This is a genomic window from Cohnella nanjingensis, assembly GCF_014212125.1.
Lineage (GTDB): Bacteria > Bacillota > Bacilli > Paenibacillales > Paenibacillaceae > Cohnella > Cohnella nanjingensis.
On record NZ_JACJVP010000039.1, the window covers coordinates 87,370 to 106,989 of the forward strand.

A 19,620-nucleotide genomic window follows, 5' to 3' on the forward strand; every position below is an offset into this window, starting at 1 on the left:
GTTGTTCGTTTGCGCCGATCGCGGCAAAGAGGGTGTTCCGCACGTCGTCAGAAGACGAAAGCGGGACACCCTCTTGCCGTTCGGGCGTAAGTTTAATCCTCGATCGCGGCGCGCCTGCCGTTGACCGCTTTCAGCCAAGCCAGGTCGAATTTCGGCTGCCGATCATACGTATACAAGCCGTTTACTTCCTGCTCGATATCGTAAAGCTGCGTGTAACAGAACCCGAACATGTTCGGATTGTCGAGCAGCGTGTTCGTCAGTCCTTCGTATCGGGTCATAAATTCTTCTACGCTCTTCGGGCGTTCGCCATATCCCCATCCTTGCTCGTTCGCTTGGCCCGGATCCCACCAGATGCCGCCGTATTCGCTGACGAAGTAAGGCTGGCCGCCGTAGGACTGCCGATCGGGGAACGAGACCCACGGCTCGCCGCCTTCCGCCAGCGGTTGGTAGCGGGCGCGGAACGTCTCCGCGTTCTGATCGTAGTCATGCACGTCGAAAATATCGGTCGCGACATGGAAGTTGCCGCTCGTGTCGATGACCGGACGCGTAGGGTCGAACGCGCGCGTCGTCTCGTAGACGATCCGAAGCACCTCGTTGTCCTGGCGCGTTCCTTTTGACGAATCCCACGTCTCGTTGAACGGGCACCAGCCGACGATGCTCGGGTGATTGTAGTCCCGTTCAACACCTTCGAGCCATTCCGGCAGAAACCGCGCCAATCCGACGCTCGACGTGATGTCGAGCCCCCAGTTGGCATGTTCTCCCCATACGAGATATCCGAGCCGATCGGCCCAATAAAGGAATCGCGGCTCGAACATCTTCTCGTGCAGGCGGGCGCCGTTGAAGCCGGCGGCCAGCGACAGCTCGATGTCACGCTTTAGCGCCTCGTCCGTCGGTGCCGTGTAGATGCCGTCCGGATAAAAACCTTGATCGAGCACGAGCCGCTGGAACACCGAACGGTCATTGATTCGGAACGCCATGCCGTCCAAACGGAGAGAGCGCAGCCCGAAGTAGGATGTCGCGGCGTCTACGGTTTCTCCATCCTTGACGAGCTCGAGGCGCAAATCGTACAAAGCCGGTGCTCCCGGATGCCACAGATGTTTCTCGGACAAAGGGAGGGTCAGCGAAACGGACCGCGAGCCGACGCGAGCCGATTGTTCGCCGACAGATTTGCCCTCGAAGGACGCGGCGCAGCGGAGCGAGATTCCGTCGGTCCGTCCTTCGACGACGGCGCTGACATGCAGGCTGTCGTTATCGGGATCGGGAATCAGACGGAATGAAGCGATGCGCGTCTTCGGCACGAGCTCGAGCCACACCGTCTGCCAGATGCCGGTCGTTCGCGTATAGTCGCAGCCTTGCGAACGGTACGAGCCGCTTTGCTTGCCTCTGGGCTGCAATCCGGAGCGGACATCATCCACTGCATAGACCGTAACGACATTGTCGCCGTCTCGCAGCGCATGGCCGATCGGGAAGGAAAAGGAACTGTAGCCGCCGCGATGCTTGCCGACGGATACGTCGTTCACCCACACCTCCGTTTCGTAATCGACCGCGCCGAAATGAAGCAAGATCTCGCCGCTTTCCCAATCGGCGGGAATCGCGAAGCTGCGTTTGTACCATACCGCAGCCATGAAGTCCGTGTGTCCGATGCCGGACAGCTTGCTTTCCGGACAGAACGGAACGAGAATGTGCCGTCCGAGCGAAGCTCCGGGCGCATGCAGCCCTCTTTCTTTGCCGCTGCGCGAATGGTCGATCTCGAACTGCCATTCGCCATTCAAGTTGATCCAAGACGGGCGTACGAATTGGGGGCGCGGATGCTCCGGCCGAGGGATGGAAGGCGACGGTGTCATGGATGAATTCCTCCAATAGTTAACTTTATAGTTCATAAATAAACTTAATAACAAACTTTTTATATCCCATCTCGGTAGGAAAGTCAATTCGAATGGATCCAGGTGCCGTTCAGGAAAACTTTCAACGCGATTGCGGGAGGAATGAAAAGGAAACTCTACGTATTTTGTCGAATCTGTATCACTATGATGAAAAGAAGAAAAATCGCGGCCATCGTCGGCTTATTCCTTCTCCTGCTAACCGGCGTTCGCCTTGCTTGGATCGACGTACAGAAGACTTCGACGCGGGTCGAAGCCGCAGGCGGCCTGCTGGACCTGCGCAATTGGAACCCCGCTTCGAAATCGATTCTTTCCCTTGTCGGACAATGGGAATTCTTTCCGTCGCAGCTGGTGACGCCCGGTCCCGACGCTGCGTTCGTACCGACGGGCGTCGTCGCCTCGACGGCTACGGTCCCCGGCAGCTGGCAGCGGGATTTCTCTCCGCCGAGCAAGATCACCTTCGGATACGGGACGTATCGACTGCGCGTTTTGATGCCGGCAGGGGGCTTGCCGGAATTGACCGTTCGCGTACCGAGGCTCTCCGCCTCCTCGGCTTTGTACGTGAACGGGAATCTGCTGGGACGCTCGGGACATCCGGCGGAAGGGGCTTCGTCCTACACGGCGAGCAATGCGCCTTATTCCGTCTCGTTTGCCGCCGATCGCGACGTTCTCGATCTCGTGCTGCAAACGGCCAATTACGACGACCGCGTCATGGGCGGCCTTACGGAGCCGGTCAAGCTCGGCTTGCCCAAGGCGATGAACGGGGCTTATTGGTTCTCCGCCGGATCGCAGGCGGCCATGTGTCTGCTGATGATCATGCATGCCATCTATGCCTTTGTCCTCTACTTCATCGGCGCCCGTCAGAGATCGCTCCTGATCTTTTCTTTGCTGGGGATTTGCGGGGCGGCCGCTATCACCGTCGACCATGATCGCATTCTGTCCGCGTGGTTCGGGGTCGATTACGAATCGGCATTAAAGGTTAGCTACCTTTCCTATTTAGGCGTGGCAGCGTTTCTGCTGCAATTTGTTAGAAGCTTGCTGCCCGAGTTCCGGATCCTTCGTCATTCCCGCTGGCACTTCGCCGCTTGCGGTCTCTTCGGGTTGTTCGTATTGGCGCTGCCGGCCAAGCTGTTCACCTATGCCGACGGGCTGCATACGGCGCTGACGCTGGTTTCGTTCGTTACCGCCCCGATCTTCCTCTATTTGGCGGTCCGCAGAGGCGTTCCGGACGCGATCTATTTGCTGCTCGGAGCGGTCGCCATCGCGACGAATCTCGTCTGGGGCATCTTCAATTATTCGCTTTTTCTCGATGGCGGCTATTATCCTTTCGATATGCTGGCTTTGTTTATCTGTTTTGCGCTGTACTGGTTTAAACGGTATTTCCGCAATGCCGAAGAGACGGCAAGACTGGCGGAACGGTTGCAGGCGGCCGACAAACGCAAGGACGAGTTTCTGGTACACACCTCGCACGAGCTGAGAAATCCGCTTCACGGCATGTTGAACATGGCCCAGACCGTGCTCGACAGCAGCCGACGGTCCGACGACGAGGCCAATCGGGAGCGCCTTATGCTGTTGGTCTCGGTGGGCAAACGCATGTCCTTCTTGCTGAGCGACCTGATCGATCTGAACCGGCTGCGGGAGAACCGCCTCCGTCTGAATCCGGCGCCTCTCCGGCTTCAGGCGGAGGCAGCGGGCGCGCTGGACATGGTCCGGTTCATGACGGAAGGAAAGCCGATCCGGCTCGAGAACCGGATCCCGGATTCGCTGCCGCCGGTGATGGCGGACGAGAATCGGCTGCTGCAAATCTTGTTCAACCTGTTGCACAATGCAGTCAAATTTACGAACGAGGGGCGAGTCGCGATCGAAGCGGAGACCGAAGGCGAGAAGGTGGTCGTCCGCATATCGGATACCGGGATCGGGATGGACGAGGCGACGGCGAACCGAATCTTCCAGCCGTACGAACAAGGTACGGAGCAGGCGGAGACGAACGCTGCGGGATTCGGTCTCGGCTTGACGATCGGCAAGCGTATGGTGGAGCTGCATGGCGGAGAACTGTCGGTTAGCTCCATTCCGGGCGCCGGCTCCGTCTTCCGGTTTACCTTGCCCGTCGCGAATTCGACCGAAGTCGAATCGGCGACGAACGCGGTCTCCGCAACCATGCCGTTCGAAAAAGTCGAGATGCTAACCCGCGCAGAGACGGCCGCCGACTCCCTGGTGGAACCCCTCGAGCGAGGAGAGAAATTGCGCATACTAGCCGTTGACGACGATCCGGTGAATCTGCGCGTCCTGACGCATGTGCTTGCCCGAGAACCATACGAGATCGCCTCGGCCACAAGCGGCTTCGAGGCGCTGTCCCTCTTGAATGCGGGAGCATGGGATTTGCTGATCGCGGACGTCATGATGCCGGGAATGTCCGGCTACGAAGTCGCCAGAAGGGTCCGTTCCCGCTTCTCTCGCTCCGAGTTGCCGATTTTGCTGCTCACGGCCCGACATCGGTCGGAAGATATCGAAGCGGGCTTCCGGGCCGGGGCCAACGACTACCTCGTCAAACCCGTAGACGCCCAAGAGCTGAGAATGCGGGTGAGGGCGCTCACGGACGTTACGCGAGCGGCGCGCGAGCAATCGCGTTTGGAAGCAGCGTGGCTGCAGGCTCAAATTCAGCCTCATTTTCTGTTCAATACGCTGAATTCCGTTGCCGCGCTCGGCGGGATCGACATCGACCGCATGCAGAGCCTGCTGCTTGCTTTTGGCGATTACCTGCGGGCCAGCTTCGACTTCGCAAACTCGGACCGATTGGTACCGCTGCGCAAGGAGCTGGAGCTGGTGCGAGCCTATCTGTATATCGAAAAGGAGCGGTTTGGCGCCCGCGTTCAGGTCGAGTGGGAGGCGAACGGCCGTCTCGAGCTGCAAGTTCCTCCGCTGTCCATTCAGCCCCTTGTCGAGAATGCCGTTCGGCACGGCCTGCTTAGGCGAGCCGAGGGCGGCACCGTCCGGATTCGGATTCTCGACGTGGGGGACGGCGCGGAGATATCGGTTCAGGACAACGGGGTCGGCATGGAAGCCGATAGGCTTCAGCGGGCTTTGCGGCAGGAGGAGGAGATCGGCAGAAGAGCGGGAATCGGCCTGGCGAACACCGACCGCCGTTTGAAGCAGCTCTACGGGGAAGGCTTGCAAATTCGCAGCGAGCCCGGACAGGGAACGATCGTCTCCTTCCTCGTCCGAACAGAAAGCGCCAACGTAGTGGAATGAACCGATGATAGCGGCGAGACCCGCCCCGATCTTCTTCGGATTCGGTTTCCGGGTAGGAACGCGAATATAAGGCAAGTAGAAACTTTTCCGGAGGTTGCCCGTACTAAAGTTGAGGGTAAAAAGACTGCGTAGAAGAGGGAAATCCATGGGGATGCTTAGGGAGTTATTTGCTTCACCGATGGCTAGAAGAGTGACCGTACTGCTGTTATTCGTCCTGTTCTTATACAGCATAAAAGACATGCTGAACATGCTTCTCCTGTTATTCCTAGTTACCTACGTCATGAATAGTCTGCAACGCTTCTTAACGAAGAAGATCAATAAGCTGTTCCCCATTCATCCCAATGTCGTAGCCATTCTGCTGTACGTGATCATCGTAACCGCCATGGTTGTCGGAATTACGAATTACGTTCCGAAGATTATTACGCAGGTATCGGAGATGATCAACAACATCATCCGATTCCTCAATTCCAATCAGGGAGACCAGGTAGCCGCGCAATTGTCCGAAGTTTTGAACAAAGTCGACTACAAGACATACGTCGATCAAGCGCTGCATTACATTTCCAAACTGGGCAAGTGGCTAGAGATTATTCTCATCGTCATCATCCTCAGCCTCTTCTTCCTGCTCCAGAAAACGCAAGTCGGCTATTTCACGCGCAAGTTCAAGAAGAGCAAAATCGGCTGGATTTATGACGAATTGGAATACTTCGGACAGAAATTCGTGGCATCCTTCGGCAAGGTGATCGAAGTTCAGCTGACGATCGCGGTGTTCAACACGGCGCTGACGATGCTAGGACTTTGGATCCTCGGATTCCCCTACCTGTTCGCCTTAAGCGTTCTCGTACTCGTGCTCAGCCTCATTCCCGTTGCGGGAGTGGTTCTATCCTTTATCCCCATCGGTCTCATCGGCTACCAGAGCGGCGGATTGACTCTGGTCATCTGGACCGTCGTCATGATCCTTCTGATCCACGCGGTAGAGACGTATCTGTTGAATCCGCGGCTGATGGCTCACAAGACCAAGCTTCCGATGTTTTATACGTTCGTCATCCTCGTCTTCTCCCAGCACTTCTTCGGCATCTGGGGGCTGATCATTGGGATTCCGATCTTCATGTTCCTGATGGACATTCTGGATGTCGACCCTGGGGACGAGAAAACGGCATAATGAATGCTATCGGGAAAAAGCCGCACCGTATGTCGACTTCCATGACATTCGGGCGGCTTCTTTCTTTATCCTAGGAAAGGTGAATTTAGGAACCTCTAAATGGGGTCTTGACCAATGCGGAAGGCTGGCGATGATAGGAACGCTTCAGCCTCGGAACGGAACGGCAGGAAGCCCTCGCACGCCGATCTCCGCGCAGAACAAGCCGCCCGCTAGAGGCTGGTCCGCAAGTTTGGCTTCATCAAGTCCGACGCGGGCCGTCGTAATATACAGCTTGTCCAAATCCGGGCCGCCGAACGCGCAGGAAGTGACCTGCGAGGCAGGAACCGGAATGGAGAGCAGCTTCTCCCCGGTCGCCGGATCCCAACGCGACACTTGCCATCCTCCCCAATGCGCAACCCACAGCATCCCCTCCGAATCGATGGTCATCCCGTCGGGCGAGCCTTGTCCTTCGGGGATCTCCACCGCGATACGTCGATTGCTTACCGCTCCCGCTGCCAGTTCATAGTCGAAGGCGACGACTTGCCGCGTCGGCGTATCGATGTAGTATAGCGTTCCGCCATCCGCCGACCACGCCATCCCGTTCGAAACGCTGACCTCGGTCACGAGCGGTTTGACCGTAAGGTCGGCGTCTAAGCTGTACAAGGTGCCCATGGAAGGCTGGTCAATCATCGACATCGTCCCCGCCAAGTAGCGCCCAACAGGATCGCATTTGCCATCGTTGAAGCGATTGCCGGGCACGGAGGCTTCGACTTCCGCAAGCAGCTTCAGTTCGGCGGAAGTCGAATCGTAAGCGTAAAATCCGTTCTGCAACGTAAGCGCAATGCCGCCGGAGAGCCTCGGGATGACGGAGCTTACATAGGGGCTAAGCTCGATAGCGCTTTCGGACAACGGCTGCTTGGGATCGTGAATATGCACGCGATGGGCCAGAATATCTACCCAAAATAGACGTTCGCTGCGAGTATCCCATACGGGGCCTTCGCCTAGTTCCGCCCGCGCGTCGTAAACAAGCTTGAGTTCGAAGAATGGATCCTGCGGCATGATGAACAGCCCCCTTTTTCCAACCTATTCGATTGATGAGTAAGGATGCTCTTAACGTATCACGATCAAAGCCGAATGCTCAAGACGTCTCGCATGTATACATGAGCTACAGCCACGTTAGCTTAAGCGTATGCAAATAGTCGAATAACGCTTCCCGGAATGATTCCGAATCCGATGCGACCGAGCGAATCAGCTTCTCGACTTGCTCGGAGGTTTGACCGGTATAAGGCGCGCGCCAGCGACTCCCATTTCGATTCCAAAACAATCGGGAGGCCGAGGTTCGATAGGCCTTGGCCATCTCGCTATTATTGCAGAGTTGGATGAGCCGTCGGAGCAGCTCATATTCGAACAAGACGAGGGCGCGCGAATCTTCCGGACCGGCGATGATCAAGGTGCGGTAGGCATCGGCCATTTCACGGGACAACTCCGCTAGCTCAACTTGCTTGGAAGAACGCGCAGCGCTTACGGCGAATAGCGCCATCGAAGCGATCATCTCGAGCAAATCGCCGACCCTCTGGGAAGAAGAGTCCAGGATGAGGACGCCGTGCTTGGCGGCGACACGGACATACCCCTCCAGCTCCAGTTGCTGAAGCGCGGCCCGGACGGGCGTTCGGCTCATGTCGAGCATTTGGCTAAGCTGGACTTCCGAGGTTACGGAGCCTTTCGGGAACTCCCCGTTCTCGATTTTGGCGAGAATATGCGCATACGCCTGCTGACGCAAGGATGGATTGCCCATTCGTTCGGTCCTTCCCTCTCGATTATTTCAAATAATCGCGTATGATAATCATAGAACAAGAAGCAACGGAAAGGAAGATCGCGAAGGATGTCGATGAGCGGAACGACGTTAAGAGAAGCGGCTTTTCAACAAATGAAGAGAAGTATCGTGCAGGGGGAATGGGAGGGAGGGACGTTTCTCTCGGAGAAGTCGCTGAGCGAGCGGCTGCAAATGAGCAAAACTCCCGTACGGTCGGCTTTGGATCGACTGGAAATGATGGGGCTGGTCAAGCTGGTGCCGAATCAAGGGTTCGTCGTTCAGGAGATTTCTTTGAAGAAGATTATGGACATCTATGAATTGCGGTTATCGCTCGAGACATTCGCGGTCTGCCGTCTGACGGGGAAGATGGATCGGGCCTTCTTCGAGCAGCTCGATGCCAACCTGGAGAAGCAAGCGGCGGCGGTCGCGCAAGAGGATATCGTCGGCTACGTGGAGCTGGACCGGCAATTCCATGAAGCGATCATCGCGGGGATGGACAATGAGGAATACGCGGACGCGGTGTCCAGAATGCAGGATAAGTTCCTGATGGCCGTGCGTACGACCTTCTATAAGAACAAGAATCGGCTATGGGGCAGCCTGGAAGAGCACAAGCAAATCCGCGACGCGCTCGCGGGAAGCGATCCGGCGCTCAGCGAAAGGTTGATCCGCAATCATATCGAATTCGTAAAGCAAATCATGCTCTGATGTATACAAGTGAGACATCTTGAGCGTCTAATCTTCCTCATGCTACGTTTAACCCATCCTTATTAACGGAGGTTACGCGGCATGAAGATTACGGACGTTCGCACCTATATCGTAGGGAACCCTTGGAAAAATTGGCTGTTCGTCCAGGTGGATACGGACGAAGGGGTGACCGGATTGGGCGAAGGAACGCTGAACGGATTGGCCAAGACGGTCGAGACGGCGATTCACGAGTTGAAGCATCTCGTGCTGGGCATGGATCCGTTCGACGTGGAGACGATCTCCCTAAAGCTGATTCGCGATGTCTACTCGGACGGCGGCCAAGTTCAAGGCTCGGCGCTAGCGGCGATCGAGACGGCGTGCTGGGATATTATGGGCAAGGCGACCGGACAGCCTCTCTATAAGCTGCTTGGCGGCAAGTGTCACGACAAGCTGCGCTGCTACGCCAACGGTTGGTACCGGGGCGGCGCGAACGAAGAGAGCTTCTTCAACCAGGCGAAAGAGGTTGTCGAGAAGGGCTACACGGCACTGAAGTTCGATCCGTTCGGAGCTGCTTGGCGAACCGTCGAGCGGGCCGATTTTGCGAGCGCGATCCGGAATATCGCCGCCGTACGCGAAGCGGTCGGACCGGATGTGGACATTCTGATCGAAGGCCACAACCGCTTCAGCGTGCATACCGCCTTGCAATTCGCCGAAGCCATGACCCCATACAGTCCTAGCTGGTTCGAAGCGCCGGTTCCGCCTTACCGGGTCTCGTCGGTCGTCGAAGTGGCGAAGCGCAGTCCGGTGCCGATCGCTTGCGGAGAAGATTACTATAATCGCGAGCAATTCGCGGAGCTGCTGAAGCACGACGCCGTCCATATTATCCAGCTGGAGCCGCAGTTCCTGGGACTTGGCGCATCGAAGCAAATATGCGGAATGGTCCACGCGCACAACGGCGTGACCGCGCCGCACAGCGCGCAAGGGCCGATCTGTTCGATCGTCTGCTCTCACCTGAACATGGCGACGCCGAACTTCTTCTTGCATGAGATTTTCGACGACTTCAACCATTCGTGGGCGCAGGACATCTTCTCCCCGCCCTTCAAGGTAGTCGATGGTTATTTACAGCCGCCGGAGCGTCCCGGTCTCGGCGTCGAGATCAACCTGGAGGAAGCGGCCAAGTACCCGTACCATCCGGGACACTGGCTGCCGTTGTTTAAGCAAGGATGGGAAAAGCGGGAACGGGTCGAATAGAAGAGGAGGAGAGGAGCGGATGAGCATGCAAGCTTTGGTCTATGAAGGGCCGCGTACGATGAATATGCGGGAAGTTCCGGTTCCCGATCTGAAGCCCGACGAGGTTCTTATCCGAGTGGAGCGGGCGGGGATCTGCGGCTCCGAGCTTAGCGGGTATCTAGGGCATAATTCGCTTCGCAAGCCGCCCCTGATCATGGGGCATGAGTTCGCGGGCGTGATCGAGCGGATCGGCGAGCAGGCGAGCGGCATCCAAGCGGGGGAACGCGTGACGGCCAATCCCTTGGTCACCTGCGGGTCGTGCCGGTACTGCCGCAACGGGGAGTCGCAATTGTGCGGCTCTAGAAATCTGCTAGGGGCTCACCGGCCGGGCGCGTTCGCGCAGTTCGTTGCGGTGCCGGTCCGAAATGTATATCGTTTGGAAGACTACGTATCGTTCGAGGAGGGCGCGCTGGCCGAACCGTTCGCCTGCGCAATCCATGTTTGCCGCTTGCTTGGATTAACGCCGACAAGCCGGCTTCTGATCTATGGCGCGGGTCCGATCGGCCTGTTCGCGCTTCAGGCGGCGATGGTTTATGGCATCCATGATGCGGTCATCGTGGATTTGAATGAATCGAGGCTGGAGATTGCTAGAGAGCTCGGCGGCATCGCCGTTTCGAACTTGAACGAGCTTCCCGAAGGAAGCGGGAGCGGGTTCGACGCCGTTATCGACGCCGTCGGCGCGGAAGCGACGAGGCAGCGCAGCGTGGCCGCCGTTCGCCCGGGAGGCAAGGTCGTCTTCACGGGCCTGCACGAAGCGGATAGCAAGCTGCCGATCAACGACATGATCCGCAGCGAGATCGGCGCCAAGGGCGCGTTCGCCTATTCGCAGGAAGACTTCGAGACGGCCTTGCTCTGGATCGGGCAAGGGAGAATCCGCCTGCTGCCTTGGGTGGAGACTTCTCCGATGAGCGAAGGCGGCGCATCGTTCGAGAAGCTGATCGGCGGTCCGGGGAAAATCGCGAAAATCTTTCTAACATTTGAATAGGAGGCGCGTCAAAGATGAAGCTCGTGCAATTTTATCAACTGCAGGATCAAGACCGTAAGCTCCAGGTGGGTGTGCTAAAAGAAGATTCCGAGATCGTAGCCTTGAATGCGGCAGGAACGATGCGGGATGTGATTCGGAGCGCCAACGTTCATGCCTTGGAGGAGGGAGCTTCTTATCGTCTGGAGGACGTGAAGCTGCTGTCTCCGCTGACGGATCCGGAGAAGATTATCTGCATCGGTCTGAACTATTACGATCACGTGATGGAATCCAATATGCAGGTGCCGAAGGTGCCGGTGCTGTTCCCGAAGTACAACAATTGCTTGGTCGGACAAGACGATGAGGTGGTCATTCCGGCCGAAGTGACGCAATGCGATTACGAAGTGGAGCTTGCGGTCGTCATCGGCAAGACGGCCAAGCGGGTATCGTTGGAATCGGCGATGGATTACGTGTTCGGCTACACCGTACTGAACGACGTGAGCGCGCGGGACATCCAATTGAACGAGCCCCAGTGGACGCGCGGCAAAGCGATCGACGGCTTCGCCCCGACGGGACCATGGATCGTCACGGCCGACGAGATCGCGAACCCCGGCGATCTCGGCATCTCCCTCGCGTTAAACGGAGAGACGATGCAGAACTCGAACACAAAGGAATTGATCTTCGACGTTCCTTATCTGGTCTCGTTCCTCTCGAACACGATGACGCTTCAGCCCGGCGATATCATCAGCACCGGCACGCCGCCGGGCGTCGGGATGGGGAGGAAGCCGCAACTGTGGCTGAAGCCTGGCGATGTCGTGGAAGCGACGGTAGAAGGGATCGGCACGCTGCGCAATACGTTCGTGGCCGAACCTATTGAATAGACTTCGAGGTGCGGCGATGAGCTGGGAGAATAAAGTCGTTATCGTAACGGGAGGCGGAGGCGGCATCGGCCGCGCGATCGCCCAACGATTCGCGCGGGCGGGGGCGTCTGTCGTCGTAGTCGGCCGCACGCTCGGCAAGGTACAATCCGTGGCCGACGAGATTGCGGCCGAAGGCGGTCGCGCCGTCGCCATGGGAGCTGACGTCTCGTCCGAGGAGGACGTGGCGCGGGTGATCCGCGATACGCGGAGCTTGTTCGGCCGAATCGACGTCATGGTGAACAATGCGGCAGTATGTCCGCAAGTCCGGCTAACCGATATGAGCCTGGACGAATGGAATGGCGTCATTACGAACAACCTGACGTCCGTGTTCTTGTTCAGCCGGGGCGTCATTCCGTCGATGCTGGAGCAGGGGGGAGGCGTAATCGTGAACGTCAGCTCCGTACATGCGCTGGCGACGCTCGACGGCTATTCCGCCTACTCGGCTTCTAAGGCGGGCATCGTCGGGCTCACGCGGGCCATCGCCCTTGATTACGCGAAGCAGAATATTCGGGCGAATACGGTATTGCCGGGCGCCGTGCGCACGCCTATGCTCGAGAGCAGCGTGAAGAACCTGAACACGCCGCAGGAAGAGATCATGAAGCAGTGGGACGATTCGCAGCCGATCGGCCGAGTCGGACAGCCGGAGGAGATCGCGTCCGTCGTGATGTTCGCCGCAAGCCCGGACAATTCGTTTATGACCGGAGCGACGTTGGTAGCGGACGGCGGGATGACGGCGGAGTTGTAGGTTAGAATCCTATCGCGGATGAGCGACTATTGAGGGATGGCAACGTTTACCGCGTTGGCATCCTTTTGTGCGCTTGGCAGTGCGTCGACTAAGGCGTGGAAGTCTCCAGCATACCGCGAGGTGGCGGAAGTGCACCGCTTGGATATGTTCCTTGACAAGGTGATTCTTATCGTCCCCTTTACGCTTTCGGTAGGCGTAGCAACCGCTTCTACAGACTTGGAGCAGCTCGCACAGCTCCGTCACCGTGAAGCCGGTCGCTGCACGCTCAATAATTTGATACTTGGTTTTGACACCTCCTGATTCCAGAGTTTCAAACCCTTTTTTAGGGCTTCATTCTCCCGTTTGAGCCTGTTCATGTATCGATCCGGATCGCAATATTCATCCTTACGTCCACGTTGATCCAACGGTCCAAAGTCCCCGAGTTTCCGGTATTTGCGCATCCATTTCTTCACTCGGTCCTTATCTTGAATGTCCATTTTTCCAATGTCTATTCTAAGGGGTGCACCTCACTATAGCCGGGGTCTTTTTTTTTTGTTTTGGATGAAGCGGACAATCTTCTTTTATATTGATCCTAATAAACTGACAATCGACGACATGAATCGACAAATCGATCTCTGTTTGAAGAAAATATTGTCAAATGCAGCGAGAATTTTAATTCAAAATTGAAAATAAATGTATAAATTTCAGATTTATGAATATGACAGTTATGCAAGCGCTAACAGTTGTGACTAACCGTATCGATCGTGTCCATGATTGCTTTGGAGGAGGTTTCATATGGACAAATGGAATCAACGGTGTCTAGGTGATGCGTTTAAACGGTTTCTAGCTATCATGTTGCTATGGGCATTCATCCCTATCCCTGCGGGAGGAGCGTTCGCTGAAGGCACGCTGCTTAAGACCGGGAACTATTACTACAGCCTAGCCCCGGATGCAGGCCTGTCTCCCGACAAAGGCGCAACCGGCCTGATATCGTCGGAGAGCGGCGTGCTCCAGGACGGCTTGACGACGACCTATGCCGGATGGATGGGAAGCGCCTCCTCCAAAGGGACGGTCCAGGTGGTGTTTGATCTGTTGAAGGACTACCCGCTGGACAGCATTAACCTTGTATTGAATTCACCCAACAGCTTTTGGGGCTTTAAGGAGCTTACGGTCAAGTACCGCGCCGAGTCTACAACGGATTATTACTATCTTGCCGGAAAGCATGTAAGGTCGGGAACCGCCTTGAACTATTCGGTCCAAATACCGATGAATAACAAGACGGCTAGATTTATCGTAATCGATATTAAGCGTTCGCATGCCTATCAGCATATCCCCCTTACGGAAGTTCAAATCTCCAAAGGCGCAGGCGATGAAGGGCAGAATCCGGCGCCCGCGTATACCGTAGAGCAAATGCAGGCTGAGCTTGGCAAAGACGCCATGATGGCGGATAAATACGGACAGTGGATCTATGAGACCTGGACGGATAAGGTTGCATCCGACGAGCAGCTGCAGCAGGAATATGCAAGGGAGGCAAGCGCGCTGAACAAGGTGGCGTTAAACCGCGGCAAGTATGATCAGTACGGCGGGATGAAAAGCGAGGGACGGTATAACGACACCGGATTCTTCCGACTTCAGCAAATCGATCATAAATGGTGGTTCATCACTCCGGACGGTTATAAATTCTTTTTAAAGGGCGTGGACGCGACAAGTATATGGGAGTGGGGATACGGCACGCCTTACCGTAAAGCGAACGGCACTCCAAGGAGAGTGTTCGAGGAGCTTCCCGATCCGAGCGCTTATGCTCCCGCCTACACCAATGATTCCAATGGCGAGAGAGTCAGCTTCGTCGTTGCCAACGTCATGAAAAAATACGGCAGCGGCTTTGAAGCGAAGTGGGAGGAAATCACCAAGAAGAGGTTGATCAATTGGGGCTTTAATGCCTTCAGCAAATGGACCAAACCTAATCATATTCCGAAGTTTCCTTATATACAGGTCCTGCAGGATCCGCCCCAACTGAAAAGAATTCAATGGACGTACGACGTGTTCGATCCGCAGGCTGAATCCATCATCGACAGCGCCTTGCGCGCGCAGCTTCAAACGGCGAGGGGGGACCAATGGCTGATCGGCTACACGTATGATAATGAAGCCGGATGGACCTCCGATATTGTAAAAGAGATTTTGACCTATAATTCGGCTTCGGCAGCGAAGGGCGCTTTTGTAGATTTTCTTGCGCCAAGATACAACAATGACATTACAGTCGTCAACCAGCTCCTCGGCACTAGCGCCGAATCGTTCGACGCCTTGACGAATACGCCAATCGCGATCGTGAACGTTCCGGCTGCGGATGTATCGGACTACATCAAGTTGGCATCCCGAACGTACTTCTCGACGATACGCAATGTGATCAAAAAGTATGATAAGAACCATTTGTTTTTAGGCTCCTCTATCGTTCCCACCTGGCGGACCAGCCTGGAATGGGATTCGGCAGCCATGGATTATGTGGACGCTTTTTCCGTGGATAATTATACGAAAAATGCAGGCTGGCTCTCCCGGTATGAAGCTTTCGGCAAACCTCTGTTGAATCTGGAATTTACATTCAGCTTCAGCGGGCGCGGGTTATCTCCCGTTAATGCGGATACGAATGTAGCCAGCATAGCGGAAAGAGGAGCGGCCTTCAAAGCTTTTGTCGAGAGCCAGGCAGCACATCCTTTGTTTGTCGGTTCGGGCTGGTTCTCGTACTACGATCAGGCGGTTACCGGACGCAGAGACAGCGAGAATTTCAATATAGGCCTGGTGAATCAGCAGGATCAACCTTATACGGATATGGTCAATCTCATGAAAAACGTCAATGCCGGGTTGGAAGCTATTCATAAGAACGGCAACTAGAGTCGTAACGAAGTCGAGCAGGTGACCATGCAGATTGCAGGGGATCTTGACCCTGCAGTCGGCTTTTGTTCGTTCGGGTGCCTATACGCGATGCAGCTTGCGATGGGCCGAAGGCGTCATACCCAGCTTGGAGCTGAACACCCGGCTCAGGTAGAAGCCGTTCTCGTACCCGCATTGCTGCGCGATCCAATCGAGCGGCTTCGTCGTCTCCTCGAGCAGTCGGCACGCGCGGCCAAGCCGCAGGCCGATCACGAAATCGGAAGGCGTCGTCCGGTACGCCGCTCGAAAACGCCGAGTAAGCTGCACCGGACTACTGCCGAGCGCATCATCCGAGAGCTCCCGCATCGCCAGCGGTTCATAGGCATGCTTGAGCAGCCAGCGGCGCGCCTCTTGCATGTCCGGTCCGGGCTTGCCGGCTGTCGGATGAGCATCCGGGTCGGTCCGGCTGCTCTCCAGCTCGAAAAGCCGCCACAGATCTTCCACCATATGCTTCAAACGGCGAAGAGGCGGGCAAACGCGACCGGCAACGGCGCTAGCTCCTCGTCGCCGGCGCATTTTGACTGGTTCAATTATGAAGTCATGGAGTAGAGGCAAACTTGTGTGATTCTTACTCATTTCAGAATATCAAACGCATCTACGAAATGAGGGGTGTCAATAATGACATGCGGGACGATCACATGATACGCCCACATATGCACCCAAGGGTTGCCGGTTCGATCCGTAAGAACCGATTTCACGACGCCGGGCATGAAATATTGCAAAAACAACGCGCTGAGTGACGCGAGAAGAGCTCCGGAACTGCGAAAGACCATCCAACTGTCGAAAAAATGCAGCGCGGTGTAAGTGAGCCCTCCGAGTACGATCGGGACGATGGCGCTGTTCGTGACTGCCTTAAACCGCGGGTACAGGATGGCGAATAGAAAAACGGCGGTAGGGATGGCCGTCCCGAACAAATTAAAACTAAAGGCTGCGAAGCCCCCAATGAGAATCTGTCTGGGAGACAGATCGAGCAGCGCGTCGGACAGGCCTTCAAGCTGCACGATGGATTCGATGATTAGAATAGCGAGAATGACTATCGTATCGCGAAGCACGTTCTTGTTCGAGACGAGGTTGAGCTGCGAGAGCGTATAGCCTTTCTTGCGCATCAAATAGACAACGGGCAGAACCGCATACACGATGAAGTTATAGCTCGCCCATACGAGCATTTCCGTCAGCTTCAGGTGCTCGTGATTGCCATAGATGCTTCCCGCCAAGTGGAAGCTGATCGCGTGAAAGCCGAACGCCTTGCCAAGCCCAAGCCCCGCCAACTGGGCGAATGCCATATACCCCAGCAGGAGGGAAAGCTCTTTTTTGGACGTTTCCCTGGAGGGCATCCGCATCTCCCTGTTGCGATATCCGCGTGTAATCAAGAAGATTAGGCCGATGAGCACGAATCCCCACAAGGAAGCGGCCTGAAAATCCCAAAATCGCTCCGTTGCCGATGCGTGTTCGACAAGAGGCTGGTGAGCGACAAAGGGGGCGCCGAATTTCATGAGAATGAAGTAGCTTATCGCAGATACACCGATGTAGCCAACAATCGCATATGCCACATGTTTGCTTGTTCTTTTTTGCATATGAACGCTCCTTCTTTGTTCTTCCTCGCTGCAGCGAAGGTATGAACCCTTAATAACACGGTCGTACTAATTAGATTTAGCACAACTGTATCATAACCCGGTCGCTGCAGCAAGCGTTAAAAACACCGCCCTCAATGGACGGTGTTTGTTGCATTACCATGGCATCAACCGAAGGTTCATCATCATTCAGTGCTTGAACAGGGATTGCAAATGGTAAATGACCACGGCTCGCATCTGCTCTGGCCCAAGCCGTTTCGGGTGCATAATCGCATGAATGGCCAGCCCATCGATTAAGGCGAAAAGTCGATCCGTCTCCAGCTTCGCATCGAGGCGGCTGCCTGCTGGATGCTGTTCGATAAGCTGCCCTACTTTTTTGGCAAAAAAGCCCTTCATGTCGTCGTAGACATAGAGGCTTAAGGCTTGCAAAGTCGGATCGACGAGCGCTTTGGAAATAAACGCAAACCACACCTCCATTTCTGTGCTTCGTTCCTCGTCCATCGGCAGCATCTCGCATAACACATCGAGGACGTCCTCGATCGCGTCTCCGGCGGGGACAAATCTTCGGAGACGGTCACATATGCGTTCGGAAACGAGCTGCATGGAAAAGGCAAGGAGATCCGATTGCGTCGAAAAATAATAACGCATGGAGCCGACCGCCAGCCCGGCTTCCTCTGCGATATTCCGTACAGACGCGCGTTCCAAGCCGTCTCTACAGATAACCCGCCAGGCGGCTTCCGCCAGTTTCTCTTTTTGTTTGTTATGATCCACGATTTTCGGCATGGCAACAGTATAGCACGGTTTGAATTGTTAATACAGTTGTGCTAATTTACGCGGGTCAATAATCCAAAGTAGAAGGACGGAAGGGGGGGGCTAGCCTCCCCTTTTCGGTTGAATAGACAAAGGAAAATCGAACAGCCTAATAGAAGTTATTTGTAGTAGAGCAGTCATTCTTCAACATTCATGTGACTGAGCGCCTCAAAAGAACAGAGAGAGGAAGGGGGCCGATGGTTCGTAATCGATCGATTAAGCGTCACGCGCCTTTCCTGGCCGGGGCATGGCTGCTCATGACGATGCTGCTGACTTCATGCGCGCAAGGTCAAGCGCATCTCACGGTTCACCTCAACGGCACGGCCGATCTGGAACTGAACGCCTCGGCGAGAAAAAAGATGCTGAAGCTCATCGGTCAGTCCGACCTGCCCCGGCAGTTGGCTGACGAATTGCAGAACAACGGACTAGACGCGAGCGTCGAGGAGACGGAGAACAGCAGCGGGATACGGGCGTCGCGTCATTTGAATCTGAAGGAGCTGCAAAATCGGCCGAGCCGCTTGCCGGAAGGCGTGAAAATGACCTTGACGGAAGATAAGAAGTTCTTTTATACCCGCTACCATATCATCGTGGATGCGGATCCGAACCAAGCGCTATCGAAGCTCGAAGGAGATACGGGCCGGCAGCTCGCCACGATGCCGGCACTCGCCAAGCAATTGGCGCAGAGTCAGATTCATTTCGATCTCTTGCTGACGTCACCGATCCCGCTGAGGGACCACAATGCCGACGAAACGCGGGACGGAGGGAGGACGCTGGTTTGGCATGTGAGCTTGGTGGACGTCAATCATTTCGAGCTGAGCTTCCCCGTGCCCCAGGTCCGTCATATCGCTTATGTTGGGGTGCCCGCCATTCTTTTGCTGGGATTCATCGTGGTGGGTACCGTCTTTTTCATGCGCAAGCGTCGACGCCATGCCTGATGCGGCTCGCGGCCTGAGCGCTTGCAGAACGAAGAACGAAGCTGGCCCCATGACGGAGCCGGCTTCGACGCGTTTAGGGGCGAGCAGCGGGCCGGTCTGGCCGACGACGCGGTACTTGACCTCCGTTCGTATTCGGCGTGGCGTACGAGTTGAAACGCGTTCTGTTCGATTTTTGTTGAATTAGGAAACAAAAATCGGTTATGATTATATTGTTTCCTGAGTAAACAATAGTGAGGTGTCTGATGACCAAGGATGAGGATTTAAGCCGAATATTTAATCGCGTCTCGGAAAGACATAACTTGATCAAATCGATGGAACAGAAACAATATAAGTTTATGAGAGAGAACACGTTTTTGGAAGTTCACTGCATCGATTTGATCGAGAAGATGCAAGATGCCAACGTATCCAAATTGGCCAAAGCTTTTCAAGTAACCAGAGGCGCGATCAGTAAAGTCACTAAAGGATTAATCGAGACGGGAGCTATTGAACGATACCAAAAGCCTGACAATAAGAAGGAAATCTACTTCAAGCTTACCGAGGTTGGCAGAGAGATCTATGGGGAACACGAAAAAATGCATCAGACTAGAATCGAAAAAGACGGCGACTTTTTCAGTCCGTTAAGCGAAGAGGAAAAGAATCAGCTTATTGGGATGTTAAACAAAATTTACGGCCAGATCGCCAAAGAACTAAAAAATTTGGGCATGGACAATTACATCTGAG

Annotated in this window: 16 protein-coding genes; 10 read left to right on the forward strand and 6 right to left on the reverse strand. The window is 55.4% G+C overall.

Going from position 1 to position 19,620, the window contains the following annotated elements; all coding sequences use genetic code 11:
* Positions 1 to 92: 92 nt before the first annotated feature.
* Positions 93 to 1,844: a glycoside hydrolase family 2 protein gene (locus H7C19_RS22645; RefSeq protein WP_185671342.1), complete on the reverse strand. Its 1,752-nt coding sequence runs from the start codon at positions 1,842 to 1,844 to the stop codon at positions 93 to 95.
* Between the two features lie 186 nt (positions 1,845 to 2,030).
* Between H7C19_RS22645 and H7C19_RS22650 the strand changes: the two genes are divergently transcribed.
* A complete protein-coding gene (locus tag H7C19_RS22650; RefSeq protein WP_185671343.1) occupies positions 2,031 to 5,129 on the forward strand; it encodes an ATP-binding protein in 3,099 nt (1,032 codons plus the stop codon).
* A 178-nt stretch (positions 5,130 to 5,307) separates the two neighbouring features.
* Positions 5,308 to 6,288: an AI-2E family transporter gene (locus tag H7C19_RS22655; protein WP_246469681.1), complete on the forward strand. Its 981-nt coding sequence runs from the start codon at positions 5,308 to 5,310 to the stop codon at positions 6,286 to 6,288.
* Between the two features lie 144 nt (positions 6,289 to 6,432).
* Here the strand turns inward: H7C19_RS22655 and H7C19_RS22660 are convergent, their stop codons facing one another.
* On the reverse strand, positions 6,433 to 7,326 hold the full coding sequence (locus tag H7C19_RS22660; RefSeq protein ID WP_185671345.1) for an SMP-30/gluconolactonase/LRE family protein: 894 nt from the start codon (positions 7,324 to 7,326) through the stop codon (positions 6,433 to 6,435).
* Between the two features lie 106 nt (positions 7,327 to 7,432).
* Positions 7,433 to 8,062, reverse strand: a complete 630-nt coding sequence (locus H7C19_RS22665; protein WP_185671346.1) for a GntR family transcriptional regulator — start codon at positions 8,060 to 8,062, stop codon at positions 7,433 to 7,435.
* Positions 8,063 to 8,155: 93 nt separating this feature from the next.
* On the opposite strand from H7C19_RS22665, the gene H7C19_RS22670 reads away from it, so the two are divergent.
* The 6 genes from H7C19_RS22670 to H7C19_RS22695 all read left to right on the forward strand — a co-directional run bounded on the left by H7C19_RS22670 (position 8,156) and on the right by H7C19_RS22695 (position 15,545).
* Positions 8,156 to 8,785 carry a GntR family transcriptional regulator gene (locus H7C19_RS22670; protein ID WP_281384934.1) on the forward strand — a complete coding sequence of 210 codons (630 nt, stop codon included), beginning with the start codon at positions 8,156 to 8,158 and terminating at the stop codon, positions 8,783 to 8,785.
* Between the two features lie 81 nt (positions 8,786 to 8,866).
* Positions 8,867 to 10,015: a mandelate racemase/muconate lactonizing enzyme family protein gene (locus tag H7C19_RS22675; protein ID WP_185671348.1), complete on the forward strand. Its 1,149-nt coding sequence runs from the start codon at positions 8,867 to 8,869 to the stop codon at positions 10,013 to 10,015.
* Between the two features lie 19 nt (positions 10,016 to 10,034).
* Positions 10,035 to 11,039 (forward strand): galactitol-1-phosphate 5-dehydrogenase, encoded by a 1,005-nt coding sequence (locus H7C19_RS22680; RefSeq protein WP_246469682.1) that lies wholly within the window; start codon positions 10,035 to 10,037, stop codon positions 11,037 to 11,039.
* Between the two features lie 14 nt (positions 11,040 to 11,053).
* Entirely contained in the window at positions 11,054 to 11,896 is an 843-nt protein-coding gene (locus H7C19_RS22685) for a fumarylacetoacetate hydrolase family protein (RefSeq protein WP_185671349.1), read from the forward strand.
* A gap of 16 nt (positions 11,897 to 11,912) precedes the next feature.
* Entirely contained in the window at positions 11,913 to 12,680 is a 768-nt protein-coding gene (locus H7C19_RS22690) for an SDR family NAD(P)-dependent oxidoreductase (RefSeq protein WP_185671350.1), read from the forward strand.
* A 774-nt stretch (positions 12,681 to 13,454) separates the two neighbouring features.
* Entirely contained in the window at positions 13,455 to 15,545 is a 2,091-nt protein-coding gene (locus H7C19_RS22695) for a hypothetical protein (RefSeq protein ID WP_185671351.1), read from the forward strand.
* 81 nt (positions 15,546 to 15,626) lie between these two features.
* Here H7C19_RS22695 and H7C19_RS22700 read toward each other — a convergent pair whose 3' ends face one another.
* From H7C19_RS22700 to H7C19_RS22710, 3 genes are all read right to left on the reverse strand, one after another.
* Positions 15,627 to 16,031, reverse strand: a complete 405-nt coding sequence (locus H7C19_RS22700) for a helix-turn-helix domain-containing protein (RefSeq protein WP_246469690.1) — start codon at positions 16,029 to 16,031, stop codon at positions 15,627 to 15,629.
* 125 nt (positions 16,032 to 16,156) lie between these two features.
* Positions 16,157 to 17,158 (reverse strand): hypothetical protein, encoded by a 1,002-nt coding sequence (locus H7C19_RS22705; protein ID WP_185671353.1) that lies wholly within the window; start codon positions 17,156 to 17,158, stop codon positions 16,157 to 16,159.
* A gap of 186 nt (positions 17,159 to 17,344) precedes the next feature.
* Entirely contained in the window at positions 17,345 to 17,938 is a 594-nt protein-coding gene (locus H7C19_RS22710) for a TetR/AcrR family transcriptional regulator (RefSeq protein ID WP_185671354.1), read from the reverse strand.
* 224 nt (positions 17,939 to 18,162) lie between these two features.
* Here H7C19_RS22710 and H7C19_RS22715 point away from each other — a divergent pair, with 224 nt between their 5' ends.
* Together H7C19_RS22715 and H7C19_RS22720 are read left to right on the forward strand one after the other, a co-directional pair.
* Complete coding sequence (locus tag H7C19_RS22715) at positions 18,163 to 18,900, forward strand: DUF3153 domain-containing protein (RefSeq protein ID WP_185671355.1); 738 nt, start codon at positions 18,163 to 18,165, stop codon at positions 18,898 to 18,900.
* 311 nt (positions 18,901 to 19,211) lie between these two features.
* A complete protein-coding gene (locus H7C19_RS22720) occupies positions 19,212 to 19,619 on the forward strand; it encodes a MarR family transcriptional regulator (RefSeq protein WP_221469417.1) in 408 nt (135 codons plus the stop codon).
* The last annotated feature ends 1 nt before the right edge of the window (position 19,620 follow it).